Source organism: Phaeobacter sp. JH20_29, assembly GCF_048056175.1.
Lineage (GTDB): Bacteria > Pseudomonadota > Alphaproteobacteria > Rhodobacterales > Rhodobacteraceae > Phaeobacter > Phaeobacter bryozoorum.
On the sequence record NZ_JAYMWO010000006.1, the window covers coordinates 1 to 25,408 of the forward strand.

Genomic DNA, 25,408 nt, shown 5'->3' on the forward strand with positions numbered 1-25,408 from the left:
ACGTGGGCGTAGTGACGGCCTTCGGTCTCATATTCCACGTGCGCGGTCGAGATGGTGATGCCGCGGGCTTTCTCTTCAGGTGCGCCGTCGATCTGGTCGTAGGCTTTGAAGTCACCGAAATACTTGGTGATCGCTGCGGTCAGCGTGGTCTTGCCGTGGTCAACGTGGCCGATGGTGCCGATGTTGACGTGCGGTTTTGTACGTTCAAACTTTTCCTTAGCCATTCTGTAGGCGCCCTTTTGAATTGGGGGTCGAAACCCGACCCGAATTTCCTCTGCGCGCGCGGCTTATTTGGTTTATAGGTGAAAATCAACCCGTTCCTGTGCGTCCTGTCGCAAATCACTGCCAGATCATGAACCATAGGCCACAGAGTTGCCGCCACAGGGGAATGGCAACAGGGTTCATTGCATCGGGCATGATCGGCCATGTCGGTGTCAGGGGGTCGGCCGGTCAGAGCCTGGCGGAAACGGATCTGGATCCACCGCGCGCGTGAGGCGGAATCAGCCCGCCGCGGCTACCGGTGGTTCTGTCACCCCAGTGGTGCGCGGTTGGTCAACCTGTCCGGAGGTCTGTTCGGGCCCGAACCAGCCCTCTTCCTTGCGCTGCTCGACCAGCCAATCCTCGATCTGGCCCACGGCGTTGCGCGCCAGTCCCCGCATCTGTTCTTCGCGGGTCCGGGCATGACCGGATCCCACCAGGAAACTGTCTGCCGTTGTTGTCTCAAAGACGGTGAATTTCTTGACGACCTTGTTCAGTTTGGCACCTGCGGCGTCGTCCCAAACGGTCACATTGACCGCCAGAACCGATTTCGGGCTGAGCACGAGGGGTACGCCGCCGGGGGCGACAAAATACCCTTCAACGCTGATCCCGAAATGATAGATCTTGTCGCCCTGATACTGGCTGAAGCGGGCATTGACCTCATTGGTGAGGATATCGACCCATTCCTCTTTTGAGACTTTCCGCGACCCCGGCACCATCTGAACCTTGGATGCGATGACGATGTTATGACCCAGCTTGAAGTTCCCGAGTTCCTCCAGCGGTTCGTCCGGCGCAGCGGCGGTACAGGCGGCGACAGCGATCATGGCGGCCAGGAGGGTAAAGATCCGGATCATAGCAGTCTCATTTCAGTTAGAAGACATCCCCAGATAGCCGCGCGGTACGGAACCGGTAAAGCCGTCATGGCCCTACGGTTCCACCGGGTGGCGCTGAGGTCACAGGTGCAGGGCAGCCACATCTGATCCTATCTGAACTTGTAGTTGCGCGGGAACCCGTAGGGCGGCCGTTTGCCGACACCTGCGCGCTTGCCCAACCACTGGCCCAGATCGGTTTCATGACGGGTCTTGCCACCGCCCATTTCCCAGCTGAGACCGTCATCCCAGTTGAACGTGGTGACATCGCTCAAACCGCCATCCAGCTCCAGCGACCCCTGCTTGCCACGGGCCATATTGTATTTCTGCAACCGCACGCCCTTGCCACGGGACAGCTCGGGCATCTCCTCAACCGCGAAGACCAGGAATTTGCCATTCTCAGACACCACTGCAACGTGATCGCCGATCACGGGGATGCAGATCTTGGCACGGTCGTCATCCTTGACGTTCAGCACCTGCTTGCCGCCGCGTGTCTGGGCAACGATATCTTTCTCGGCGCAGATAAAGCCGTTGCCCGCATCCGAGGCGACCAGCAGGCGACCGTCTGGATTGTGGATCAGAATATCGACAATCTCGACCTCATTGGGCAGATCCACCATCAGGCGCAGGGGTTCACCCATGCCGCGCCCGCCGGGCAGGTTGGACGCGGAAATCGTATAAAACCGCCCGTTGGACGCAAAGACCAGAAGCCGGTCCGTGGTTTCGGCATGGAAGATAAAGCGGGGGCCATCGCCATCCTTGAACTTCAATTCCCGGCCCAGGTCGATATGGCCGGTCATGGCACGGATCCAGCCCATCTGCGAGCAGACCACGGTGATCGGTTCGCGGTCGATCATCGCTTGGAGCGGCACATCTTCGACTTCGCCCGCCTCGGCAAAGCGGGTGCGACGCGGACCACCCTCATAGGATTTGCCAAACTGCTTCTTGGTGTCCTTCAGCTGTTCGGCGATGCGGCTCCACTGGAGCTCTTCGGAGGCCAGTAATTCGACCAGACCGGCGCGTTCTTCCTGTAGGGCATCGCGTTCGCGCACCAGTTCGATCTCTTCCAGGCGGCGCAGGCTGCGCAACCGCATGTTCAGGATCGCTTCGGCCTGGACTTCGCTCAGCTCTCCAGGCCCGGCGGCGGGCGAGATATAATCGGCTTCGGTGTAGGCGCGCGGGTGATCCAGCGCCCAGTTCTCGCGCATCAACGCGGCCTTGGGATCATCGTCATAACGGATGATATCAATCACGCGATCCAGATTGAGGAAGGCGATAATGAACCCTTCCAAAACCTCGAGCCGGTGGTCGATCTTGTCCATCCGGTGCTGCGACCGGCGCTGCAACACGTCGCGACGATGATCAAGGAAGGCGCGCAGCACCTCCTTCATCGAACAGACCTTGGGGGTCACGCCGTCGATCAGCACGTTCATGTTCAGGCTGAAGCGGATTTCCAGATCCGAATTGCGGAACATCATGTTCATCAGCACTTCGGGATCCACATTCTTGGACTTCGGCTCAAGAATGATGCGGATATCCTCGGCTGATTCGTCCCGAACATCGGCCAGGATCGGAATCTTCTTGGTCTGGATCAGCTCGGCGATCTTTTCGATCAGCTTGGATTTCTGGACCTGATAGGGGATTTCGGTAATGACGATCTGCCACTGGCCACGGCCCAGATCCTCAACCTCATGGGTACAGCGCAGACGGAAGGATCCGCGCCCGGTGTTATAGGCCTTGGCGATATTTTCGCGTGGCTCGACAATCACGCCGCCGGTGGGAAAGTCCGGTCCCGGCACGTAGTTCAACAGCGTATCATCACGGGCATCCGGGGTCTTGATCAGATGCAGGCAGGCATCGATCAGTTCGCCGATATTATGCGGCGGGATATTGGTCGCCATGCCCACCGCGATACCGGCCGCACCATTGGCCAGGATATTCGGGAAGGTTGCGGGCAAAACAACCGGTTCGGTCAAACGCCCGTCGTAATTGTCACGGAAATCAACGGCGTTCTCGCTCAGCCCGTCCAGCATCGCCTCGGCTACAAAGGTCATCCGTGCCTCGGTGTAACGAGAGGCCGCCGGGTTATCGCCGTCGATATTGCCGAAGTTGCCCTGCCCGTCGACCAGCGGATAGCGGACGTTGAAATCCTGCGCCAGACGCGCCATCGCGTCGTAGATCGCCGCGTCGCCGTGGGGATGGAAATCACCCATGGTGTCGCCGGAGATCTTGGCCGATTTCAAAAAGCCGCCCGTCGAGGTGAGACGCAGGCGGCTCATCGCGTAGAGAATGCGGCGGTGCACCGGTTTCAGACCATCGCGGGCATCGGGCAGCGCCCGGTGCATGATGGTGCTGAGAGCATAAGTCAGGTACCGCTCGCCAATCGCACGGCGCAGCGGCTCCAGTATTTCTCCGGTTGCGGGGGAATCGGGGGTGTCTTGATCATCTACCAGGTCGGTCATGCTCTGGTGATACTGCCCCCTCCGGTCTTGGTAAAGCGGGGCCGTGCGAAAATGCGGAGTTACCCCCATATATCGACCCCGCCACAACCGGCAGGGTCTGCCCGTCGCCCGACCACCCCCCGTACGACCGACAAAGCTGGCTTGGGGGAGAAAGTCGCCACCTCTCCCCTACTACGACTCGAAAAACTGCTGTAAGATCTAAGTTAAGCCGGAACAATCTGTGCAGCGGGTGCGTATTACCTGCAGCCGAGCGAATGCTCGATAATCATGAATTTGCACAGGTTTTCAGGCTGATCCTGGGGGGGATTTGTATATGTCACGCTTTGTTATCGCATCATTTCTGTTTTTGGGCTGGGGTTTTTACGAAGCCAGTGGCGGCGCTGATTTTGAGCCGCCCAAAGGCCCCTCTGCTGCCATCGACATCGCCAAGGCTGCTTTTGGCAGTGATGTCGACACCAGCGACACCGCAGCGCGCCGCACCGCGGTGACCGCAGAATCGCTGGTCAGCAAGGTGGCCCTGCGCGTGCCACAGACCGCAGCTACAACCTCAATGAACGCAAAATCGCCGCGCCCCTCCGCAGACCCCAATCTGCGTTCGCGTGTCGCGATGGCGCAGATCGCAGCCGTTGGTGAGGGGCTGAGCAACAGTGACGCTGCATTTTCCGTAGCCCAGGCTGCGGCGCCCGCCTCTGCGCGGATACCGGGTTCGGGCGATACGGCAACGGTGCAGCTGGCCTCGCTGTCGGATGGGCTGTCGGGGCAACCCCTGGTTCAGGCCGCGCTCGAAGCGGATGCCGCCGAATTGAACCCGGCCGAACCCGCAGAAGACATTCGCACCATCACTGCAACCCGCGTCAACATGCGGACAGGCCCCGGCACGGTTTACCCGATCCTGGATCGGCTCAGCAACGGCGAGAAAGTCACGGTTGTTGAGGACATTGGCACCGGCTGGCTGCACCTGCGCACCGTAAAAGACGGCAAGGTTGGCTGGATTGCGGCTTCCCTGGTGAGCAAGAAACGCCCATAAAGCGCCGGTACAGGTGACCGCGCGAGGGGTTTTATGCAGAAAACGATCCTGATCACAGGCTGTTCCTCCGGGATCGGTCTGGATGCTGCGCATGGTATGCGCGAACGTGGTTGGACCGTGTTCGCCTCCTGCCGCAAACCGGTCGACTGCGACAGGCTGCGCGCGCAGGGATTTGTCAGCCCGCTGATGGATTATACAGATGCAGAAAGCCTGCGCAGCGGTCTGGCAGAGGTGCTGGAGCGCACCGGCGGCACGCTGGACGTATTGTTCAACAATGGTGCGCACGGGCTGCCCGGCGCTGTTGAGGACGTATCGACCGAAGGGCTGCGCAGCATCTTTGAAAGCAATGTCTTTGGCTGGCACGAGCTGACCCGCAACGTCATCCCGGTGATGCGCGCACAGGGGCATGGGCGGATCGTGCAGAATTCCTCGATCCTCGGTTTTGTGAGCTTCCCCTGGCGCGGCGCCTATGTGGCGACCAAACACGCTATCGAAGGGCTGACCGATACCATGCGGGTTGAGCTGCGCGACAGCGGCATCAAGGTCGTTCTGATCGAGCCCGGCCCTGTGACGTCGAAGATCCGCGAAAAGGCCATTCCCCATTTCGAGAAATACGTCGATTGGGAGAACTCCGCCCTGCGCGACCGCTATGAGGCCAGCCTCCTGAAGCGGCTCTATGAAAGCAATGGACCAGACAGGTTCGAACTCCCGGCATCCTCAGTCACGGCCAAACTGATCCATGCCTGCGAGAGCCGACGGCCACGTCCGCGTTACTATGTCACCGTGCCGACCCATATCGGAGGTGTGCTAAAACGCATCCTGACCACACGCGCGATTGACCGTATCCTCGCGCGGCTTAGATAGCTGATGCGCGGCGGGCCCTGCCATGAAGGCAGCGGCTGTCGCGGCAAGAAACAAGGAATATGAGAAGATGGGCGATCCGCTCTACATCCTGGCGATTGCTGCGATCGCCGCAACCGTCATCGTGCTGGTAATCGGCATTGGTGGGTTCGGCGCCGGCGGCGCCTTCAATGCCAGAAATGCCAACAAGATGATGCGCCTGCGCATCCTGTTTCAGTTCCTCGCCGTGGTTTTCATCCTCGGATATGTCTATCTTCGCGCTCAGGGAGGTCAGTAAATCATGGTCGTATTGAACAAGATCTACACCCGTACCGGCGACAAGGGCGACACCGCTCTTGGCAATGGAGACCGCGTTGCCAAACATTCCGCGCGGGTCAATGCCTATGGCACCTCGGACGAGCTGAACGCCTTTGTCGGGGTGGCGCGACAGGAGGCCGACGGCGAGATGGACGCGGCGCTGGCGCGTATTCAGAATGACCTGTTTGACCTGGGCGCGGACCTCTGCCGACCTGAAATGGACAAAGATGCCAATGCCGAATACCCGCCACTGCGTGTTGCCGATGCACAGGTTGCGCGTCTGGAGGCGGAAATTGATGTCATGAACGCCAATCTCGCGCCTCTGCGCAGCTTTGTGCTGCCCGGTGGCGCAGCTCTCTCCGCACATCTCCATGTATGTCGTACCGTGGCGCGCCGCGCCGAACGTCTGGCAACCGAGCTTGCCACGCAGGAGGACATCAATCCGGCAGCGGTGAAATATCTCAACCGGCTGTCCGACTGGTTCTTTGTTGCGTCGCGTGCCGCCAATGACAACGGCGCGCGCGATGTGCTCTGGGTGCCCGGCGCCAATCGGTAAGCGCCGCAATGACAATACCCCACGCGCCCGGCCGAGCGGCGCGTGGCAGAGCTGGTCGGTGATCGCATAGCGCTGCGGCAACCTGTCCCATCGAGATCAAGCACCGGTATAGCTGCCGCTGCGGCAGTGCAGCATTATCGGCGAAACATTCCTGCAAAACTGCTGATGCAAACCGTCAGACGCGACGTCGGAGGGCGGTAACGTGACGATTTTGCCCTGTTGCGGCGCAATCTAAGCCGCTATCAACATCGCGAGAGCATGGAGGAGAGTCGCCCCGGCGGCTTACCGTTTGTTAAGGAGAGAACGCAAAATGAAGGTACTTGTGCCTGTCAAGCGCGTGATTGACTACAACGTGAAGGTCCGCGTCAAAGCGGACGGCAGCGGTGTCGATCTCGCCAACGTCAAAATGTCGATGAACCCGTTTGACGAAATCGCCGTCGAAGAGGCGATCCGCCTCAAGGAAGCCGGCAAAGCTGATGAGATCGTCGTTGTCTCCATCGGTGTGAAGCAGGCGCAGGAAACCCTGCGGACCGCGCTCGCCATGGGTGCCGACCGCGCGATCCTGGTTGTTGCAGCAGATGACGTGCATACCGACATCGAGCCGCTGGCCGTTGCCAAAATCCTCGCCAAAGTGGTCGAGGAAGAGCAGCCCGGCCTGGTTCTGGCAGGCAAGCAGGCGATCGACAACGACATGAATGCCACCGGTCAGATGCTGTCGGCGCTTCTGGGCTGGTCGCAGGGCACCTTTGCCTCTGAGCTGGACATTGATGGCGATAGCGCCGTTGTGACCCGCGAAGTGGACGGCGGCCTGCAGACCATCAAAGTGAAGATGCCCGCCATCGTCACCGTTGACCTGCGCCTGAACGAGCCGCGTTACGCTTCGCTGCCGAACATCATGAAGGCCAAGAAGAAGCCGCTGGACGAGAAAACCGCCGCCGACTACGGCGTCGATGTCTCCCCGCGTCTGGAAATCATCTCCACCACCGAACCCGCAGCCCGTGCCGCAGGCATCATCGTGGGCTCCGTGGATGAGTTGGTCGGTAAACTCAAAGAAGCGGGGGCTGTGTAATGGCTGTTCTTCTCCTTGCCGAAGTGACCGATGGCGCCCTGGCGCTGGACGCAACCGCAAAAGCCGTGACCGCGGCAAGCAAGCTGGGCGACGTGACCGTTCTGGCCGCTGGCGCCTCTGCGGCAGCAGCCGGTGCAGAAGCCGCCAAGATTGCAGGCGTGTCGAAGGTTCTGGTTGCTGAAGACGCCTCGCTCGGCCACCGTCTGGCGGAACCGACTGCTGCGCTGATCGCCTCGCTGGCATCCGACTATGAGCACATCGTGGCGCCTGCGACCACTGACGCCAAGAACGTCCTGCCCCGCGTTGCAGCCCTGCTGGACGTGATGGTCATTTCGGACGTATCCGGTGTTGTCGATGGCGACACATTCGAGCGTCCGATCTACGCAGGCAACGCGGTTCAGACCGTAAAGTCGCGCGACGCCAAAAAGGTGATCTCGTTCCGGACATCCACCTTCGACGCGGCTGGTGACGGCGGCTCCGCCTCCGTTGACACCATTTCCGCTGCCGAAAACCCCGGCCTGTCCGAATGGGTCGAGGACAAAGTCGCCGCCAGCGATCGCCCCGAGCTGACCTCGGCCGGTGTTGTTGTGTCCGGTGGTCGTGGTGTTGGGTCCGAAGAGGACTTCAAACTGATCGAAAACCTGGCCGACAAGCTGGGTGCGGCGGTTGGCGCCTCCCGCGCGGCCGTGGATTCGGGCTATGCACCGAACGACTGGCAGGTGGGTCAAACCGGCAAGGTCGTGGCGCCTGAGCTTTATGTTGCGGTTGGGATCTCCGGCGCAATTCAGCACCTGGCAGGCATGAAGGACTCCAAGATCATCGTTGCGATCAACAAGGACGAAGAGGCTCCGATCTTCCAGGTTGCCGATTACGGCCTGGTGGCCGACCTGTTCCAGGCCGTACCCGAGCTGATCGAAAAACTGTAAGCGCATCGCTTAAACATGTGAAAAGCCCGGGACATCTGTCGCGGGCTTTTTTTGTTTCCAACAACCTTTCGGGTCGCGATCAGTTCCTGAGGCGGGGTTGCAGATACTGCGCCACCTGCGCCGCAATTCTAACATGCTCCTTCGGGCCGACCATTCGCTGGGCCGACGGCAGGTCAAGCTGTCCGTAGAACATGCCGTCAATGTCTGCGGCATCCCGCGCGGTATGGACAGGGATCTCAACAACCCCGAGCACACGCGCACGCAGTGCATCCACCATCGGCCGGTCAACCAGCGCAGGCTCATGCCCAAACAGGACCTGATGATCGACGTCGTAATGGATCCAGAGCAAAGTCACCTCCCCATTGAGCGCCGCGATCAGCTCTCCCATACGGTCAACCCAGGTCTCTTGCAGATGATCACGAACGGTTTCGTAACGGGTTCTGCAACAAGATCGGAGCGCGCTCAGCAGGTGCTTGTTAAAGTGATACTCCGTGAAATCCATTTCCGGATACAGATCCCGCAGCGGCTCATGAGCGCATAAGAACCTGTCATTGCGCCGGGGATGAACCTTGTAATAGCCGTTGGAGATATTCTGTGCCCCCAGCACCTGGACAAGAGATGCTTCGGCCTTGCGGGCAATATCCAGAATATCCGGATCGCTCAAAAAGCTGTCGACCCCGGCATTCACGCTGCCAAGGTTTACGCAGGGGCGCTGTAGAATCGTTTCTGCTTCGGCCACGAAGGGACGTTCGACAAAGCGTCCAAAGACCTCTGTGCCGCCGATAAATGCCAAATATGGTTCAGTCAGATTACGCGCCGGCCCGCGGACCAATAATTTCGAACCCGCATAGCTGCAAGGCTCGCCCGCAAGCGCTGTCGCGCTCTTGAGTTCATAGCTCATAATACCCACCAAATTTCACCCGAGACTCACTTAATCCGAGATCCGTTGACGAATTGCTAATGCTCAACTTTGCCTAAAAACCCGGCCAATCGGCCTTGTGCCGCCCACGGACCCGCCAGTATGATCCGCCGGAAAACTCCCAAGAGGCATGAGCGATGGACATCCAGAAAATAGGCGTGATTGGTGCAGGCCAGATGGGCAATGGCATCGCACATGTGATGGCGCTGGCAGGCTATGATGTTGTTTTGAATGACATAAGCCAACAGGCCTTGGACAGTGCCGTGAATGCGGTGAAGAAGAACCTGACCCGGCAGGCCAGCAAGGGCAAGATTGAGCAGGCGGATGTTGACGCTGCACTAGGGCGCATTTCGACAACGCTAACGCTGGCGGATGTCGGCAAGACTGATCTGGTCATCGAAGCGGCGACAGAACGCGAAACGGTGAAGCAGGCCATTTTCGAGGATCTGCTGCCGCATCTGCTGCCGCACACGATTCTCACCTCCAACACCTCGTCGATCTCGATCACCCGACTGGCCAGCCGGACCGACCGGCCGGAGCGTTTCATGGGGTTTCACTTCATGAACCCGGTGCCGGTCATGCAGCTGGTCGAACTGATCCGCGGCATCGCCACAGATGAGGCCACTTTCTCGGCCTGTCACGCGGTGGTGGAAAAACTGGGCAAGACCGCAGCAAGCGCGGAGGATTTCCCCGCCTTTATCGTCAATCGGATCCTGATGCCGATGATCAATGAGGCGGTCTACACCCTGTATGAAGGCGTGGGATCCGTGAAATCCATTGATGAGTCGATGAAGCTGGGCGCCAATCATCCGATGGGACCATTGGAGCTGGCTGATTTCATCGGTCTGGATACCTGTCTTGCCATCATGAATGTACTGCATGATGGTCTGGCGGACACCAAATACCGCCCCTGCCCGCTGCTGACGAAATATGTCGAAGCAGGCTGGCTGGGCCGGAAAACGCAACGCGGGTTCTATGATTACCGGGGCGAGATCCCAGTGCCGACGCGATAGGCGGATATCTCAGAAAGGGGGCGCTGCCCCCTTCGCAGGCGAAACCGTCTGCCAGACGGTTTCCGGGAAGCCTGCTCATCCCACGGGGATATTTCCAGCCAGAAGATGACGCGCGGCGGCTCTAGCCCTGCTTGCCGAGCGACAGCGTATGTTCGCGCAGCCAAGCCATAAAGCCGCGCGGATCGCTCTGCAGCTTTTCCATCTGCGCATCGCTAAGGGGTTCACCGACAACCGGGCTCTGCGGCTTGTTGCAGGATCGCACGATCTCATGCAGCAACAACCCCTGACGCAGGATCGGCGAGACCTGATTGGCGATCTGGTACCAGCGAGAATTGCTGCCCGGAAAAAAGATGGGCACCACACGCGCGCCGGAGCGGCGAATGAGCTGGGCGGTGAACACGTTCCATTCCCGCTCGATTGCGGGGCCGAACCAGCTGTCCGAGGACATCACCACACCGGAGGGAAACAGCGCGACCACGCCCCCCTCTTTCAGATGCGCCATCGTTTTGGCCCGCATTTCGACCATCTTGCTTTGTGCTTCGGGGTCATGGGGAAACGGGACCGGAATCATAAAAGAGGTTGCCGCCTCGTCCAGGCCGGTCAGCACGGAGCGGGTCAGGATGCGATAATCCTGACGCACCCTGCCAATGAGATCCGCAAAGATCATCCCATCGACCATCCCATGCGGGTGATTTGCAACCACCACCACCGGCCCCTCTCGCGGGATGCGCAGGATTTGCTCCTGCGGTGTTTCCAGATCGATTCCCATGACATTGAGGGCACCGCGCCAGAATTTCTGGCCCCGGTATTCGGCGTTGCTGCGCTCGAACCGGCGCACCATCCTGAGGATCGTCAGCTTGCCCGTGCACCATTCGATGGCGCGGATCGCAAGAGACGTCCAGCGGTCGTCAAAGGAATTGGCATAGGTGAGAGTCCGGCGGTCATAGATCTCGCCGGTCTCTTCGGTCCCTGGCGTCGCGCCAGCGTCGCGATCATGCGCAGTATCCGCCAAGTGCCTTGTCCTGTTCCGTAGCTTTGAATGAGCCTCAGTAGCCTTCGCCGAACTTGTCAGCAACAAGCGTGTCCAACGCCGAGGCAAGCGCCTCTGCATCCGGGCCCGAGGTCTCGATGTCAATAGTCGTTCCTTTTGAGGCTGCCAACATCAAAAGCCCCATGATGCTGTCCCCGGAGGCCGACAGCCCGTCCCGCGAGACTTCGGCCGTGGCATCAAAGCCCTCGACCACCTCGACCAGCTTCGCTGAGGCGCGCGCGTGCAGTCCTTTTTCATTGACGATTTTCAGCGTTTTACGAACCATTTAGTGCGCTTGCTCCCCTTCGGGGTTGATATTTTGGGCGTTAATGTACTTGCGGCCCGCCTCCATGGCATGCCTGACCGCATCCGCAACAGGCAGATGGCGGGATTTTGCCAGTTTGATGAGCATCGGCAGATTGGCCCCGTAGAGGATCCGGCGATCTGGTGGCGTACAGGCCAAGAGGCTGAGGTTCGACGGAGAACCGCCAAACAGGTCCGTGACCACAACAACACCGCCGCCGCTATCGACGGCATCGGCAGCACGGCAGATCTCGCGCTGCTTCTCATCCCGGTCGTCTTCTGGGCCTATGCTGATCGCCTCCAGGCAGACCTGAGGACCCACAACATGTTCCACGGCGGCCAGATATTCTCTGGCCAGCCCCCCATGTGCAACGATCACGATTCCGATCAAGCCGGTCCCTCACTTCTGTCGCTGGCCGTGCAGCTCGCGGTGTCTAATTGACACCTGCTGCCCGTTTTCCGCAAGGTCCTTGGCCAGGGTTTCTGCCATCGTGACCGAGCGGTGCTGCCCTCCGGTGCATCCAAATGCTATAGAGAGATGCGATTTACCCTCTTCTCGATACGCAGGCAACAGCAAGCGGATCAGATCAAGCACCCGGTCAAAGAACGGCTGATAGCGGCTGTCCTCCTGAACATAGCTCTGCACCTTCGGATCCCTCCCGTCTAGGCTTCGCAAGTCTTTCTCCCAATAGGGATTGCGCAGGAACCGGCAGTCGAACACCATATCAATGCTGCGTGGCACGCCGCGTTTGTAGGAAAAGCTCTGCAAGGAAACCGCCAGCGCCCGCCCTTCGGGGGCAAAGCGGCGTTCGATATCCGCCTTCAGCTGGTGGATGTTCATCTCCGAGGTATCAAGCAACAGGTCGGAACGGTCGCGGATCGGCAGCATCAGATCAATCTCGCGAAGCACCCCGACCTCAGGATCCTCGGCCGGGGCGAGCGGATGCCGGCGCCGGGTCTCCGAGTAGCGTCGCAGCAGGACATCGGGGTCGGCATCGAGGTAGAGCACGGTCAGATGTAGATCCCGGCGCGCAGCCAGCATGTCGATAACATCGAGCAAGGCGGCGGGGGAGAAATCCCGGTTGCGACTGTCCAGACCCAGCGCCATCGGTCGGGTCAGGCTGTTGGTCTCCACCAGACCGGGCAGCAGGCGCAAAGGCAGATTGTCAATCGCCTCAAAACCGAGGTCCTCCAGCACGTTGATGGCCGTGGTGCGCCCGGCACCGGACGGGCCTGTCACCAGAACGATCGGCACCGCCGTTGGATCAGGGACAGCATCCGGGTCAGGCATCGGGATTCAAGGCTCCGTGTTTGAGAAACTGCAGCAGCGCAGGGGCGAAATGCGGGCCGTCGACACGACGCAGCTGGCGGATTGGCCGGTTGAGGATCGTGGTTTCAATCTGGGGCGGCAGACGTTCGGTTTCAACATGATCCAGATCGACGACACCGGCCAAATGCGCCTGGTCTGCTGCCCGGGCGAACAGCAGGCCCAACCCGCGCGCCTCGATCATATTGCGCAATGGTTCCGGCGCGCTGACCACCAGAGCGTCATCGCTGGCAGTTATGATCACCTGATCATCCGCGATCAGCTCCGCCCCGAGCGCCATCATTTGCAGGGCCAGTGTCGATTTTCCACTGCCGGAGCCGCCCGTGATCAACAGACCCTGCCCCGCCACCGCGACACAGCTGGCGTGAAGCCGACAGGTCGGCGTCGCAGCCATGGGTCAGACCGGGAGGCCGACGACAAACCGAGCCCCCAGAGGTTCCGAGGTGATGTCAGCTTCGGTCGGGCGGATATTCTCGGCCCAGATCACACCACCGTGTGCTTCGACGATCTGTTTGGAAATCGCCAGGCCAAGGCCCGAGTTATTGCCAAAATGCTCAACGGGCCGTTGTGAATAGAAGCGTTTGAACACCTTGCTCAGGGCCTGATCGGGGATGCCGGGACCGGTATCTTCAACCACGACCAGAACGCGGTTGTCGCGACGGCGCGCCCAGACGCGGATGGCATCGCCGTCCTCGCAGAAGGAAATCGCGTTGGTGATCAGGTTGACGAAGACCTGCGCCAGCCGGGCCTCCAGCCCCTGAATTGTTATCGGTGTCTTTGGCAGGTCGGTGATATAGTCGATCCCCTTGCCGCGCGCATCCTCGCCAAGGAATTGATTGAGGTTGCCAAGCATATGGAGGAGATCAAAGCTCTCCTCCTCCTCTTTCACCAGCTCAGCGTCCAGCCGCGAGGCATTGGAGATATCGCTGACCAACCGGTCCAGACGCCGCACGTCGTGTTCGATGACATCCAGCAACTTATCACGCTGATCTTCGCGTTTGACCATCCGTAGCGTACCGACCGCCGATTGCAGGCTGGCCAGCGGGTTCTTGATCTCATGAGCCACATCTGCGGCAAACTGTTCATTGCTGTCGATGCGATTATAGAGCGCCTTGACCATACCACGCAGGGCGCGGCTGAGACGGCCAATTTCATCCGGGCGGGCGCTCAGATCGGGAATGCGAATGCGCCCAGGCTTTGATTTTCGGGAGTCGCCATCGCGACCCAGCTCTGCGGCTTCTGCGAGGTCTGCGAGCGGGTTTGCGATCGTTGAGGCCAGCACCAAGCTCAACCCGATGGATACCACCAGCGCAACCACAAACATCTGCAGGACGCGCTCCTGCTCGCCGCGAACCAATGCGTCGATTTCGCCGGTTGGTGAGGCCAGCGTGACAACGCCGATCGCTTCTCCCTGAAACAGGATCGGCGTGGCAGCGGAGAAGACCGTGCCGCCGCTGGTATCAACAACGGCCTTTACCTCTGTCCCGCCGACCAGCGCCTGTTGCACCATAGCGCGCAGCTGGTCCTCAAGAGGCTGGGCCGGGCTCTCCGGCGTGTCCGACTTCAACAGTCCGCCCACAAAGGACCAAACAGCCGCCAGAGCATCGCTGATCAGGGTTGCTGATGGGCTGGCGTCATTGAGAAGGTCCAGCGCGCCGCCCTGTTCGACCCCCTTGGTCTGGGCAATCAGCGTCCCTGCGGTGTCAAAGACAAACACTTCCGCACCGGCCCGCAGGCTGATGTTCTGAAGGGTCGTTACCGGATCTATCCCGTCGCCGACCGCAAGGCTCACGGTGCCCAGTTCAGGCAGCTGTGCCTCAAACACATCCGAGATCAGCATCGCTTCGGCCGCCAGGGCACCTGCGCGCTGAAGCACAAGGCTCTGACGCGAGGAATTGAGATAGAGGATACCCGACACCAGAATGATCAGCGCAATAAGGTTCAGCGTGATGATCCTGCGTGTGAGCGGCGACGCCCGCAGCGTCAGGACGCCGCGACGGGCCCGCCGGTCCTGAAGTTCACGCGCGACGTTCTGCTCCGGCGCGACCCAATCATCGCCCAGAACAACATCACTATCCCGCCGTGGACGGGTTATGCCAGAATCGCGCATCGGCGTTGTACTCCGCCTGACCCTGAGCAGGGCTTACTCTTCATTGTAACGGTACCCGATACCATAAAGCGTCTCAATCGCCGAGAATTCAGGGTCCGCATTGCGCATTTTCTTGCGCAAGCGTTTGATGTGGCTGTCGATGGTCCGGTCGTCCACATAGACCTGATCGTCATAGGCGACATCCATCAGCTGGTCGCGGCTTTTGACGAAACCCGGTCGCTGTGCCAGTGCCTGCAGGAGCAGGAATTCGGTCACCGTGAGCGATACATCCTGCCCCTTCCAGCTGACAGAATGGCGTAGGGGATCCATCCGCAGGTTGCCACGCTCCATCACCTTGTTTTCGGTGGTGGTGGCCACTGCATCGCCGCTGATCGCCTCCTGACGGCGGAGCAATGCGCGGATGCGTTCGACCAGCAGCCGCTGCGAAAACGGTTTCTTGACGTAGTCATCAGCGCCCATACGCAGGCCCAGAACCTCGTCGATCTCATCATCCTTGGAGGTGAGGAAGATCACTGGCATCTGGGTCTTCTGGCGCAGTCGCTGCAACAGGTCCATGCCGTCCATCCGTGGCATCTTGATATCAAGGACGGCCATATCGGGCAGCTTCTTGTTGAACGCGTCCAACGCAGCCTGCCCGTCATTATAGGTCTCAACCTCGAAGCCTTCAGCCTCAAGGGTCATCGAGACCGAAGTCAGGATATTCCGATCATCATCGACTAAAGCAATCTTAGACATCTGATTGGCCCCTAATCTGCTCTTTTTTGCGTTTTTTAGACGTTCATCGCCGTTCTATCTCGGCGAATCAATGCCAATTGAGGAATCTCGACACAGTTTCGCCTCAATTGAGACAAAAATACCTTAGCAGGCGCTGAACATTCCGGCATCTACCCTCGCAAATTGTCTTTAAAAAAAATGGTTGCGCTAAACATCGCCTTGATGGCGCTAACTGCGTCAAACCGTTCTGTTCAGCCAGTAAAACCTCATGTTAAGACCACCCACATCGGCCGGTTGTGCCGATCTCTGCCCCAGGGCGCGGCTTTTATTGTTTGCGGCCTTCGATGGTCGACACAGGAGAAAGAACACATGGCATCTGGACGGGTTAACCCGCAATTCCGCCTCGAAGATCAAGGTATCGAAGGACTGGGGAACGTCTATTACAACCTCATGGAGCCAGCTCTGATCGAGGCAGCTCTGAAGCGCGACGAAGGTACTCTTGGCAACGGCGGCGCCTTCCTGGTGACCACCGGCAAGTTCACCGGCCGCTCCCCCAAGGACAAGCACGTGGTGAAAACCGACAGCGTCGCTGATACCATCTGGTGGGAAAACAACGCCGAGATGAGCCCAGAGGGCTTTGATGCGCTCTACGAGGACATGCTCGTCCATATGCAGGGCAAGGATTATTACGTGCAAGATCTGGTCGGCGGGGCCGACCCTGTCCATGCGATCAATGTGCGCATGGTCACCGAACTGGCCTGGCACGGGCTGTTCATCCGCACCATGTTGCGCCGCCCGGATCGTGAGGATCTGGATGATTTCATCGCCGACTTCACCGTGATCAACTGCCCGAGCTTCCAGGCGAACCCTGAGCGCCACAACTGTCGCAGTGAGACGGTGATCGCGATGAACTTCGATCGCAAGATGATCCTGATTGGCGGTACGGAATATGCCGGTGAGAACAAGAAATCCGTCTTCTCGCTGCTGAACTACCTGCTGCCGGAAAAAGGCATCATGCCGATGCACTGCTCCGCCAACCACGCCAAGGGCAATCCTGTGGACACCGCTGTGTTCTTTGGCCTCTCCGGCACCGGCAAGACCACCCTCTCCGCGGATCCTGACCGGGTGCTGATCGGCGACGATGAACATGGCTGGGCCGACAACGGCACCTTCAACTTTGAAGGCGGCTGCTATGCCAAGACCATCAACCTGAATGCCGAGGCAGAGCCGGAAATCTACGCCACTACTTCCAAGTTCGGCACCGTGATCGAGAACATGGTGTTCGACCCAGAGACCAAGAAGCTGGATTTCAACGACGACAGCCTGACGGCCAATATGCGCTGCGCCTACCCGCTGCACTATATCTCCAACGCCTCAGAAAGCGCCCGCGGCGGCCACCCGAAGAATATCATCATGCTGACCTGCGATGCCTTCGGAGTGCTGCCTCCGATCGCGCGGCTGACCCCAGCGCAGGCGATGTACCACTTCCTGTCCGGCTTCACCTCCAAGGTGGCGGGCACCGAGCGCGGCGTGACCGAGCCGGAGCCGACCTTCTCCACCTGCTTTGGCGCGCCCTTCATGCCGCGCCGCCCGGAGGTTTACGGCAACCTGCTGCGTGAGAAGATCGCCCAGCATGGCGCCACCTGCTGGCTGGTAAATACCGGCTGGACCGGCGGCGCATATGGTATCGGTTCACGGATGCCGATCCGCGCAACCCGCGCTCTGCTGACCGCCGCCCTGGATGGTTCGCTGGCCGAGGCTGAGTTCCGCAAGGATGGCAACTTTGGCTTTGACGTACCTGTGACCGTTCCGGGCGTGGCCGAGGTTCTGCTGGATCCGCGCCGGACTTGGGACGATCAGGCTGCATATGACGCGCAGGCTGCGAAGCTGGTTCAGATGTTCTCCGACAACTTCGAGCAGTACCTGCCCTACATCGACGATGATGTGAAGGCAGCCGCGATCAGCTAAGCCGACCACAGTCAGATCAGAAAAGCCCCGGTCCATGGCCGGGGCTTTTTCGTGTCTAGCAATGACCGATCTACTGCCCCGGTTTGATCCCGCCATCTTCCAGTTTGTGTTCCGGTTCCACGTGGATCGTAACCTGCGCTGTAGGCAGGGAGACGCGGATCGCCTCTTCGATACGATCACAGATCGCGTGCGACGCCCGCACGGTCATCTCGCCTGCGACAACCATATGGAACTCGACAAAAACCGCCTGCCCGGCGCGCCGGGTTTTTAGACCGTGCACCTGCAAGGCACCCTGCGCGGTCCGGTGGATGATCTCGGCAATCTCCTCGCGTTCGTGGGATGGCGCGGCCTGATCCATCAACCCGCCAACAGAACTGGCTACGACGCGGTACCCTTCGCGCAGGATATTGACTGCCACAAGCAGCGCCAGAAGCGGATCCAGCCATGGCCAGCCTGTCGCAAGCGCAAGACCAAGGCCGCAAAGAACCCCGGCAGAGGTCCAGACGTCGCTCATCAGGTGGCGCCCACCGGCAGATAAGGCAGGCGAGGCCAAGGCCGTACCACGCCCGATCAGAACCCCCGCCCACCAGAGATTGACCAGCATCGCCACGGCATTCACCAGCAGCCCGAACGGGCTCCACACCAATGGCGCCGGGGTGCGCAGCGCCTCTATCGCCTCGTGCAGGATCAGAAGGGCCGCGACGATAATCATGATCCCTTCCAGCACCGCCGAGAAATACTCGGCCTTGTGATGGCCAAAGGGGTGACCAGCATCAGGCGGGCGATTGGCGTAGCGAACCGCGAACCACGCCATGATAGCACCACCGATATTGACCAGAGACTCCATCGCATCGGAAAACAGGGCAATTGATCCGGTCATCCACCAGGCCAGCGCCTTCAGCGCCAGCACCAGCAGCGCAACGACAATAGATGCAGTGGCCAACTGTTCCGCGCCAAATCTCTTCACCATATGCCGTCCTTCGTCTGCCCGTTCGGATCATACAGGCTCAAGTGATGGTGTTAGAGCCTATGAGATGAGGCCCCGCCGCAGCAGATTTGCCCCCGCCAGCAGCAATACAACCAAAGTTACCCGCCGAAAGGTGACCTGATTGATCCGATCCTGCAACCGTCCGCCGATCCACATTCCCAGAATCGCTGGAGGGATCAGCAACATTGAAAAGGGCGCGGTCTCGGCTCTCATGACGCCGGACCCGATATGCGCCACCAGCAGCGCCACGGCGCCCAGCCCGTAGATGACTCCCTGTACCCGCATCTGCTCGCGCTTTTCGGTTCCAAGCGCCGTCAGATAGGCTACCGTGGGCGGCCCCCAGATACCGGAGAAACCACCGATGAAGCCGGCGACAGCAGCGACCGTTGCCTCAATACGCGGTGTGGCGCTGGAAATGGGGATTGGAATCCCAAACAGCTGCAACAAAGCAAACAGGGTGACCGGCCCACCTATCAGGATCAGCATGACGTCCTGTGGCAATACGCGGACCAGCTGCGCACTGCCCAGCAGAAAGATCAGACCCACAAGCAGAAAGACTCTGAACCGCCGAATCGACTCCCAGGCCGCCATTACCCCTTGCCGCAGGGCCTGCATCCCATTGGTCACCAGCGTGGGCAGGATCAATCCGGCAAGTGCGATATCGGGCGGTAAGAACAGGCTAAGTCCTGAAACAAGGATCATCGGCATGGCAAAACCAACCATCCCCTTGACCGTGCCGGCAAGTGCTGCAATCGCAAACGCAAAGATCAAGTTTTCCGGGGTAAGACCCGCAGAGAGGAAAACGGTAAGGATCGAATTATCGGACATGATCAAACCCTTAGCACAGGTTTCCATCGCCGTGCGCGCAAAATCGTTACGTAATTTTTGATCCAATCATAATGCCGCAGGGTATTTTTGTTGCGCTGCAACTGCAAAATGATTTACCACTGAGCCAGCTGAAAAGGATGTGATTCATGGCCCACGACGGACAGGACCCGCAAATGCAACCAACGCTTATTCCTGATTTGCTGGCGCTGACCGCTGCTGCGCTGGAACCGGTTGACCAGCTGCTGGAGGCGGCCCGTAGCACCGTCCGCGATCAGGTCAGCGAAGGCGGCCGGGTCTCTGGCGCGCTGGTCGAGGCCAACCAGACCGCCGCCCATGGCCTCGCCTGGCTCGCGACCTACGCCTACAGCCTGCGCCAGATGCACCGCTGGGCCAGCGACCTGCACTCAAATGGCAAGTTTGGCGAGATGGAGCACCTGCTGCTACAAATCGGTTTTGGCGAATACCTCTGGCAGATCTACGGCGGCATCCAGATGAACCAGGGCGAAATCCTGCGTTTGCAGGATCTGGGCCTGTCGCAAGAGAGCCAGCGGATGCTGATGGCCCCTGCCGTCATGACGCTCTGTGACAGCGGCAACACGCAGGCAGCGCGCGTCCGGCTGGTTGAGCTGATGCAGGAACAGGCCGGATCGGTGATGTTCGGCGCCTCGGGTCTGGACGAAGAACTGGAGATGATCCGCGACCAGTTCCGTCGCTACGCGGTCGAAAAGGTCGAGCCAAACGCCCATGACTGGCATCTGAAGGATGAGCTGATTCCGATGGAGATCATCGAGGAACTGGCCGAGATGGGCGTCTTTGGTCTGACCATCCCCGAAGAATACGGCGGCTTTGGTCTCTCCAAGGCGTCGATGTGTGTTGTCTCCGAAGAGCTGTCGCGCGGCTATATCGGTGTTGGCAGCCTTGGCACCCGCTCCGAGATTGCCGCCGAGCTGATCATCGCAGGCGGCACTGAAGAACAGAAAGCCAATTGGCTGCCCAAGATTGCCAGCGCGGAAATCCTGCCGACGGCGGTATTCACCGAGCCGAATACAGGCTCTGATCTTGGATCTCTTCGCACCCGCGCGGTGAAGGATGACAATGGCGACTACAAGATTACCGGCAACAAGACATGGATCACCCATGCCGCCCGGACCCATGTGATGACCCTCCTCGCGCGGACCGACCCCGACAGCACAGATCACCGTGGCCTGTCAATGTTCCTTGCGGAAAAAACACCGGGCACCGATGAAAACCCGTTCCCAACCGACGGTATGACCGGTGGCGAGATCGAGGTTCTGGGCTATCGCGGCATGAAGGAATACGAGCTGGGCTTTGACGGGTTTCACGTGAAGCGTGAGAACCTCCTCGGTGGTGAAGAGGGCAAAGGTTTCAAACAGCTGATGGAAACGTTTGAATCCGCCCGTATCCAGACCGCCGCCCGCGCCATCGGTGTTGCGCAATCGGCTCTGGATATCGCTATGCAATATGCCCAGGACCGCAAGCAGTTCGGCAAGCCGCTGATCGCCTTCCCGCGTGTGGCATCGAAGCTGGCGATGATGGCGGTAGAGATCATGATCGCGCGTCAGCTAACCTATTTCTCCGCCTGGGAAAAGGACAACGGCCATCGCTGTGACCTAGAGGCGGGCATGGCAAAACTGCTTGGCGCACGTGTTGCCTGGGCGGCTGCCGACAACGGCCTGCAGATCCACGGAGGCAATGGGTTTGCCTTGGAATACAAGATCAGCCGCGTGCTCTGCGATGCCCGCATTCTCAACATCTTTGAAGGCGCTGCAGAAATTCAGGCGCAAGTCATCGCGAGACGCCTCTTGGCCTGAGTTCAGTCATTAACTCCCCTGGACACTCCTCTGACCCGGTGCGTTTCGCGCCGGGTCTTTTTTATCTTTGCGCGTCCCTGGTTGGTTGACCTCGCCCCCTCATCGAGTAGCGTGCGGCGATGCGGACCAAGTTTTTCTCTCTCGTCACCCTGACTTGCGCTTTGCCCCTAACGGGCTGTTTCGGCGATGAAACCCTGCGCGGCTACGGCGGCCGTGGCGTGCTATGGCAGCTGCAGGAGATCGACGGCCATATTGTGAAAGACGCCACAACCCTGTCCTTTGATCGCGGGGAGAACGTGTCCGGCACCCTGCCCTGCAATCGTTTCACCGCGCGGCTGGACGTCCCCTACCCGTGGTTTGACCTAGCGCAGATGGCGACCACGCGCCGTGTCTGCCCGGCTCTCGGCGAAGAGGTGGCGGTTCTCGACGCCTTGCAGCAGATGCAGATCGTGGAGATCAAGGGCGACGTCATGATCCTGTCAAATGACACCGGGCGCGAGATGGTTTTCAAGGCTGCCGACTGAGCACATCCAAAAAGCGCCCCCGCGCCTCTGGCAGCGGGATGTTGCCCAGCGATGGTGCAAGCCTGTGTTCCAGAAAGAAACCCGTGGTGGACAAAGCCGCCACGATGTCCTGCGTCTCGGCCCCTCCACGTCCCAGTAACACGTCCGGCAAGGGCAACATGCGGTCGGCCCATTCCCCCGCCCCAGCGCGCGACACCGCTCGCCCGCTTTTGGGGGAGACATAGATCAGCTCATGTCGACTGCCAGTGACGGCGCAGTGATCGAGATCCAAGCCGAAGCCCATCTCCTCCAGCAGCGCAACTTCCCAGCGCAGATAGGCCAGCGGCCAGATATCGTCACGCCCCAGAAGGTCCAGAAGCTGCGCGCTGCGCAGATACAGGTCCGGGTGCGGTTCGCGTTCAGGCAGGCAGAAGGCGAGCAGCGCCGTCACCGCGTTCAGCCCGGCAAGCGCCAATCGGCTGGACATTGCCGTGGCGGCGCGGCTGCGGATCAGCTCAGCCTGATAGCTGCCAAGATGGTCTTCGAGCCGCGCGCGCCAGGTCAGGTCCAGTTGGGCACCCGGCTGCAACACCGGCGCCATCCGGCGCCCCGCGCCACCGCGGACGATCCCGGAGTGACGCCCGTGTTCGACGGTAAACGCATCCACGATGGCAGCACTTTCCCCATGGCGGCGCATCGTCAGCAATATGCCTTCGTCGCGCCACTCCATGATCAATCCAGCCCCGGCTCGTCCAGCAAATGCCGCCCATCGCGATCTTCGACCTCGATTACCCAGAGGTCAGGGTCGAAACTGCGCTGTTTGGCGATGGCGGCATCGACATCCGCCTCATCCCCCTCGGCCAGAGTGACCCAGCTGCGCAAGCCGCTCATCAGGTCATAGGAGCGGTGCAGAGCCTGCGCCCGACGGTCCAGCGTGTTCAGCTTCACCAATACGGCCCCCGCTGTGTCATCACCATGAGAGGTCACAAAGGCAGGGATATCGGCGAGCCGCAATCGGGTGAGATAGGCCTGCACCCAGAAACTGGCGGTCAGCCGCGCCATATGGGATCAATTCCCGTCCTTGAAATCGAGGCCCATCTCGGAATAGCGCTCGGATTCTTCCAGCCAGTTCGGGCGGACCTTCACCTGCAGGAAGAGATGCACCTTGCGGTCTAGGAACTCTTCCAGCTCAGCGCGCGCCGCCTGGCTCACAGCCTTGATGGTCTCGCCACGCTTGCCCAGAATGATGCCCTTGTGACCATCGCGCACGACATAGATGATCTGGTCGATCTTGGCGGAGCCATCTTTGCGCTCTTCCCAGTTTTCGGTTTCGACCGTCAGTTGGTAGGGCAGTTCCTGGTGCAGGCGCAGGGTCAGTTTCTCGCGGGTCATCTCTGCGGCGATCATCCGCATTGGCAGATCGGCGATCTGGTCCTCAGGGTAGAGCCAAGGCCCCTCTGGCAGCTGCTCCGCCAGCCAGCTGCGCAGATGGTCGACACCGTGGCCCTTCTCGGCTGAGATCATAAATGTGTCGGCAAAGGGGTAGCGGTCGTTGAGTTCCTTGGTCAGGCCAAGAAGCACTTCGGATTGAACACGGTCGATCTTGTTGATTGCGAGGGCAATCTTGCGCCCCTCGCCGATGTTCTCCAAACCTTCCAGGATGCGCTCTACCCCTTCGGTGATGCCACGATGCGCCTCAACCATCAGAACAACCACATCAGCGTCCGCAGCTCCACCCCAGGCGGCAGCAACCATCGCGCGGTCCAGACGCCGCCGCGGCTGGAACAGACCAGGCGTGTCGACAAAGACGATCTGGCTCTCCCCCTCCATGGCGACACCGCGGATGCGGGCGCGAGTGGTCTGCACCTTATGGGTTACAATCGACACCTTTGCCCCAACCATACGGTTGAGAAGGGTGGATTTGCCCGCGTTGGGCTCACCAATCAGGGCAACAAAGCCGGCGCGTGTGGTCATTTTTCCTGCTCCAATCGAGCCAACAGAGATTTGGCTGCGGCCTGTTCGGCCTGACGTTTTGATCCGGCGGTTGCGCGGCCTTCGGTGCCGTCCTGCAGCTGCACGGAGATGGTAAATTCCGGCTGGTGGTCGGGCCCCTTGCGCTCAACCAGTACATAGGTGGGCGGCTGCTCTCCGCGCGCCTGAGCAAATTCCTGCAATGTGGTCTTGGGATCGCGCGCATCCGCCTCGACTCGGCCAATTCGATGGCCCCAGAGCCGCAGGATCAACTGCTGCGCGGCCTCAAAACCACCGTCCTTGTAGACTGCGGCGATGACCGCCTCCATTGCATCCCCCAGCAAGGCCAGTTTGCGTCGACCGCCTGACATGGTCTCGGAGCGGCCCAGTTTCAGCACGGCCCCCAGATCAATCTCCCGTGCCACATCGGCACAGGTTTCCTTGCGCACCAAGGCGTTGAACCGTGGCGCCAGCTGGCCCTCGGTTGCGGTCTTGTCCGTATCCAACAACGCCGTCGCCATCACCAACCCCAGAACCCGGTCGCCCAGAAATTCAAGCCGCTGGTTGTCCTGCCGGTTCGGAGACGAGACCGAGGCATGTGTGAGGGCGCGCACCAAGAGTGCCGGCTGGGAGAAATGATAGCCGATCCGCGTCTCAAACGCGCGCATTTCTTTAGAGAGTTTCACTCGATCCCCTTGAAGAAGCGATCCGCGCGCCAGGTCCAGAAAAACAGCATCGACCGGCCAGCCGAGGAGAACATGATCCGATCTGCGCGACCAATGAGATTTTCGAAAGGCACATAGCCGACACCACCGGCCGATTGCGGCAGTCGGCTGTCGGAGGAATTGTCGCGATTGTCACCCATGAAGAAATAGTGACCAGCAGGCACCTGATAAATGCCTGTGTGATCCATACCCTGATTGCCGATGTTGAGCACAACGTGCTGACTGCCGCCCGGCAGAGTTTCGATCTGGCGGGATTTCGTGCAGGTTGCCCCTTCACCCACAGGGGCGTTTTCACAAAGAGGATAAGATCCGGCAGGTCCCTGCGGCGCCATCAGCTCCTCGAACTCGCCTGCATCCTGCAGGGCAACAGCCGCGCCATTTATATGCAGGATGCCGTTTTTGACCTGGATCTTGTCCCCCGGCAAGCCAACCAGCCGCTTGATGAAATCGTTCTGGTTTACCGGGTGACGAAACACAACGACATCGCCGCGTTCGGGTTCATCGGCCCAGATGCGCGAGTTATCACCGTCAAGGAAGCCACAGATATCACTGCTGTCGATGTCGATGCCGACGCTGGGGAATTTCAGGCTGGGGCAGGACGCCGAAGAGTAGCCGTAAGCCATTTTGTTCACGAACAGAAAGTCGCCGATCAGCAGGGTTTCCTTCATCGAGCCCGAAGGGATCCAGAACGGCTGAAAGAACAGGGTGCGGAATACACCTGCGATCAGCAGGGCGTAGACAATGGTCTTGACCGTCTCAAGGATCGAACTTCCGACTGTTGCTTTGGCCGTCATCAGGCTCTCCGGTCTAACTGTAAACAAGGGTCCGGCGCTACATGCGGGGCCGCTCCGG

Annotated in this window: 28 protein-coding genes; 10 read left to right on the top strand and 18 right to left on the bottom strand. The window is 59.9% G+C overall.

Annotated features, from left to right (window positions below; translation table 11 throughout):
• The 3 genes from VWZ85_RS04905 to VWZ85_RS04915 all read right to left on the bottom strand — a co-directional run.
• Nucleotides 1–224: GTP-binding protein (locus VWZ85_RS04905; RefSeq protein ID WP_416534629.1), on the bottom strand; the 224-nt coding region annotated here is incomplete at its 3' end.
• Between the two features lie 276 nt (nucleotides 225–500).
• The gene (locus VWZ85_RS04910) at nucleotides 501–1,112 is read right to left on the bottom strand and encodes a hypothetical protein (protein WP_416587303.1); all 612 of its coding nucleotides are present in this window, start codon (nucleotides 1,110–1,112) and stop codon (nucleotides 501–503) included.
• A 128-nt stretch (nucleotides 1,113–1,240) separates the two neighbouring features.
• Nucleotides 1,241–3,589, bottom strand: coding sequence for a DNA topoisomerase IV subunit A (locus tag VWZ85_RS04915; RefSeq protein WP_416587304.1), 2,349 nt, complete (start codon nucleotides 3,587–3,589; stop codon nucleotides 1,241–1,243).
• Nucleotides 3,590–3,902: 313 nt separating this feature from the next.
• On the opposite strand from VWZ85_RS04915, the gene VWZ85_RS04920 reads away from it, so the two are divergent.
• The 6 genes from VWZ85_RS04920 (at nucleotide 3,903) to VWZ85_RS04945 (ending at nucleotide 8,325) form a co-directional block, all read left to right on the top strand.
• Nucleotides 3,903–4,616 carry an SH3 domain-containing protein gene (locus VWZ85_RS04920; protein ID WP_416587305.1) on the top strand — a complete coding sequence of 238 codons (714 nt, stop codon included), beginning with the start codon at nucleotides 3,903–3,905 and terminating at the stop codon, nucleotides 4,614–4,616.
• Nucleotides 4,617–4,649: 33 nt separating this feature from the next.
• Nucleotides 4,650–5,480, top strand: a complete 831-nt coding sequence (locus tag VWZ85_RS04925; protein ID WP_416543454.1) for an SDR family NAD(P)-dependent oxidoreductase — start codon at nucleotides 4,650–4,652, stop codon at nucleotides 5,478–5,480.
• Between the two features lie 67 nt (nucleotides 5,481–5,547).
• On the top strand, nucleotides 5,548–5,754 hold the full coding sequence (locus VWZ85_RS04930) for a twin transmembrane helix small protein (protein ID WP_040176068.1): 207 nt from the start codon (nucleotides 5,548–5,550) through the stop codon (nucleotides 5,752–5,754).
• 3 nt (nucleotides 5,755–5,757) lie between these two features.
• Nucleotides 5,758–6,330, top strand: coding sequence for a cob(I)yrinic acid a,c-diamide adenosyltransferase (locus VWZ85_RS04935; RefSeq protein WP_416544477.1), 573 nt, complete (start codon nucleotides 5,758–5,760; stop codon nucleotides 6,328–6,330).
• A 310-nt stretch (nucleotides 6,331–6,640) separates the two neighbouring features.
• Nucleotides 6,641–7,399: an electron transfer flavoprotein subunit beta/FixA family protein gene (locus tag VWZ85_RS04940; protein WP_340546564.1), complete on the top strand. Its 759-nt coding sequence runs from the start codon at nucleotides 6,641–6,643 to the stop codon at nucleotides 7,397–7,399.
• Complete coding sequence (locus VWZ85_RS04945) at nucleotides 7,399–8,325, top strand: electron transfer flavoprotein subunit alpha/FixB family protein (protein WP_340546563.1); 927 nt, start codon at nucleotides 7,399–7,401, stop codon at nucleotides 8,323–8,325. Before VWZ85_RS04940 ends, VWZ85_RS04945 begins: the two co-directional genes overlap by 1 nt.
• A gap of 79 nt (nucleotides 8,326–8,404) precedes the next feature.
• Here the strand turns inward: VWZ85_RS04945 and VWZ85_RS04950 are convergent, their stop codons facing one another.
• Complete coding sequence (locus tag VWZ85_RS04950; RefSeq protein WP_416587306.1) at nucleotides 8,405–9,226, bottom strand: DUF6473 family protein; 822 nt, start codon at nucleotides 9,224–9,226, stop codon at nucleotides 8,405–8,407.
• Between the two features lie 155 nt (nucleotides 9,227–9,381).
• Between VWZ85_RS04950 and VWZ85_RS04955 the strand changes: the two genes are divergently transcribed.
• Nucleotides 9,382–10,257 (top strand): 3-hydroxybutyryl-CoA dehydrogenase, encoded by an 876-nt coding sequence (locus tag VWZ85_RS04955; RefSeq protein WP_340546561.1) that lies wholly within the window; start codon nucleotides 9,382–9,384, stop codon nucleotides 10,255–10,257.
• Nucleotides 10,258–10,378: 121 nt separating this feature from the next.
• Here the strand turns inward: VWZ85_RS04955 and VWZ85_RS04960 are convergent, their stop codons facing one another.
• From VWZ85_RS04960 to VWZ85_RS04990, 7 genes are read right to left on the bottom strand one after another with little or no spacing between them, the layout of a single operon-like run.
• Nucleotides 10,379–11,269 carry a lysophospholipid acyltransferase family protein gene (locus VWZ85_RS04960; protein ID WP_416544478.1) on the bottom strand — a complete coding sequence of 297 codons (891 nt, stop codon included), beginning with the start codon at nucleotides 11,267–11,269 and terminating at the stop codon, nucleotides 10,379–10,381.
• Between the two features lie 34 nt (nucleotides 11,270–11,303).
• Entirely contained in the window at nucleotides 11,304–11,573 is a 270-nt protein-coding gene (locus tag VWZ85_RS04965) for an HPr family phosphocarrier protein (protein WP_340546559.1), read from the bottom strand.
• Nucleotides 11,574–11,981: a PTS sugar transporter subunit IIA gene (locus tag VWZ85_RS04970; RefSeq protein WP_340546558.1), complete on the bottom strand. Its 408-nt coding sequence runs from the start codon at nucleotides 11,979–11,981 to the stop codon at nucleotides 11,574–11,576.
• Between the two features lie 9 nt (nucleotides 11,982–11,990).
• Nucleotides 11,991–12,881: an RNase adapter RapZ gene (rapZ, locus tag VWZ85_RS04975; RefSeq protein ID WP_340546557.1), complete on the bottom strand. Its 891-nt coding sequence runs from the start codon at nucleotides 12,879–12,881 to the stop codon at nucleotides 11,991–11,993.
• Nucleotides 12,874–13,311, bottom strand: a complete 438-nt coding sequence (locus tag VWZ85_RS04980) for an HPr kinase/phosphorylase (protein WP_340546556.1) — start codon at nucleotides 13,309–13,311, stop codon at nucleotides 12,874–12,876. The genes rapZ and VWZ85_RS04980 overlap by 8 nt, the downstream gene beginning before the upstream one ends.
• 3 nt (nucleotides 13,312–13,314) lie before the next feature.
• Entirely contained in the window at nucleotides 13,315–15,027 is a 1,713-nt protein-coding gene (locus VWZ85_RS04985) for a sensor histidine kinase (protein WP_416587307.1), read from the bottom strand.
• A gap of 33 nt (nucleotides 15,028–15,060) precedes the next feature.
• Nucleotides 15,061–15,762, bottom strand: a complete 702-nt coding sequence (locus VWZ85_RS04990; RefSeq protein WP_340546554.1) for a response regulator transcription factor — start codon at nucleotides 15,760–15,762, stop codon at nucleotides 15,061–15,063.
• Between the two features lie 348 nt (nucleotides 15,763–16,110).
• Between VWZ85_RS04990 and VWZ85_RS04995 the strand changes: the two genes are divergently transcribed.
• Nucleotides 16,111–17,709 carry a phosphoenolpyruvate carboxykinase gene (locus VWZ85_RS04995; protein WP_340546553.1) on the top strand — a complete coding sequence of 533 codons (1,599 nt, stop codon included), beginning with the start codon at nucleotides 16,111–16,113 and terminating at the stop codon, nucleotides 17,707–17,709.
• A 70-nt stretch (nucleotides 17,710–17,779) separates the two neighbouring features.
• Here VWZ85_RS04995 and VWZ85_RS05000 read toward each other — a convergent pair whose 3' ends face one another.
• Together VWZ85_RS05000 and VWZ85_RS05005 are read right to left on the bottom strand one after the other, a co-directional pair.
• The gene (locus VWZ85_RS05000) at nucleotides 17,780–18,679 is read right to left on the bottom strand and encodes a cation diffusion facilitator family transporter (protein ID WP_416540989.1); all 900 of its coding nucleotides are present in this window, start codon (nucleotides 18,677–18,679) and stop codon (nucleotides 17,780–17,782) included.
• 57 nt (nucleotides 18,680–18,736) lie between these two features.
• A complete protein-coding gene (locus tag VWZ85_RS05005) occupies nucleotides 18,737–19,525 on the bottom strand; it encodes a sulfite exporter TauE/SafE family protein (RefSeq protein ID WP_416540990.1) in 789 nt (262 codons plus the stop codon).
• Between the two features lie 146 nt (nucleotides 19,526–19,671).
• Between VWZ85_RS05005 and VWZ85_RS05010 the strand changes: the two genes are divergently transcribed.
• Together VWZ85_RS05010 and VWZ85_RS05015 are read left to right on the top strand one after the other, a co-directional pair.
• Nucleotides 19,672–21,357 carry an acyl-CoA dehydrogenase family protein gene (locus VWZ85_RS05010; RefSeq protein WP_416555550.1) on the top strand — a complete coding sequence of 562 codons (1,686 nt, stop codon included), beginning with the start codon at nucleotides 19,672–19,674 and terminating at the stop codon, nucleotides 21,355–21,357.
• Nucleotides 21,358–21,476: 119 nt separating this feature from the next.
• A complete protein-coding gene (locus VWZ85_RS05015; protein WP_416587308.1) occupies nucleotides 21,477–21,881 on the top strand; it encodes an META domain-containing protein in 405 nt (134 codons plus the stop codon).
• Here VWZ85_RS05015 and recO read toward each other — a convergent pair.
• Genes recO through lepB form a run of 5 tightly spaced genes read right to left on the bottom strand, consistent with a single transcriptional unit; the run spans nucleotide 21,865 to nucleotide 25,350 of the window.
• Entirely contained in the window at nucleotides 21,865–22,590 is a 726-nt protein-coding gene (recO, locus tag VWZ85_RS05020; protein WP_340546548.1) for a DNA repair protein RecO, read from the bottom strand. The genes VWZ85_RS05015 and recO overlap by 17 nt on opposite strands.
• A gap of 2 nt (nucleotides 22,591–22,592) precedes the next feature.
• Nucleotides 22,593–22,922: a DUF1491 family protein gene (locus tag VWZ85_RS05025; protein WP_416534640.1), complete on the bottom strand. Its 330-nt coding sequence runs from the start codon at nucleotides 22,920–22,922 to the stop codon at nucleotides 22,593–22,595.
• A 6-nt stretch (nucleotides 22,923–22,928) separates the two neighbouring features.
• Nucleotides 22,929–23,834, bottom strand: coding sequence for a GTPase Era (gene era, locus VWZ85_RS05030; RefSeq protein WP_340546546.1), 906 nt, complete (start codon nucleotides 23,832–23,834; stop codon nucleotides 22,929–22,931).
• Nucleotides 23,831–24,517: a ribonuclease III gene (rnc, locus tag VWZ85_RS05035; protein ID WP_340546545.1), complete on the bottom strand. Its 687-nt coding sequence runs from the start codon at nucleotides 24,515–24,517 to the stop codon at nucleotides 23,831–23,833. The genes era and rnc overlap by 4 nt, the downstream gene beginning before the upstream one ends.
• Nucleotides 24,514–25,350 (bottom strand): signal peptidase I, encoded by an 837-nt coding sequence (lepB, locus tag VWZ85_RS05040; RefSeq protein WP_416534641.1) that lies wholly within the window; start codon nucleotides 25,348–25,350, stop codon nucleotides 24,514–24,516. Before lepB ends, rnc begins: the two co-directional genes overlap by 4 nt.
• Nucleotides 25,351–25,408: the final 58 nt, after the last annotated feature.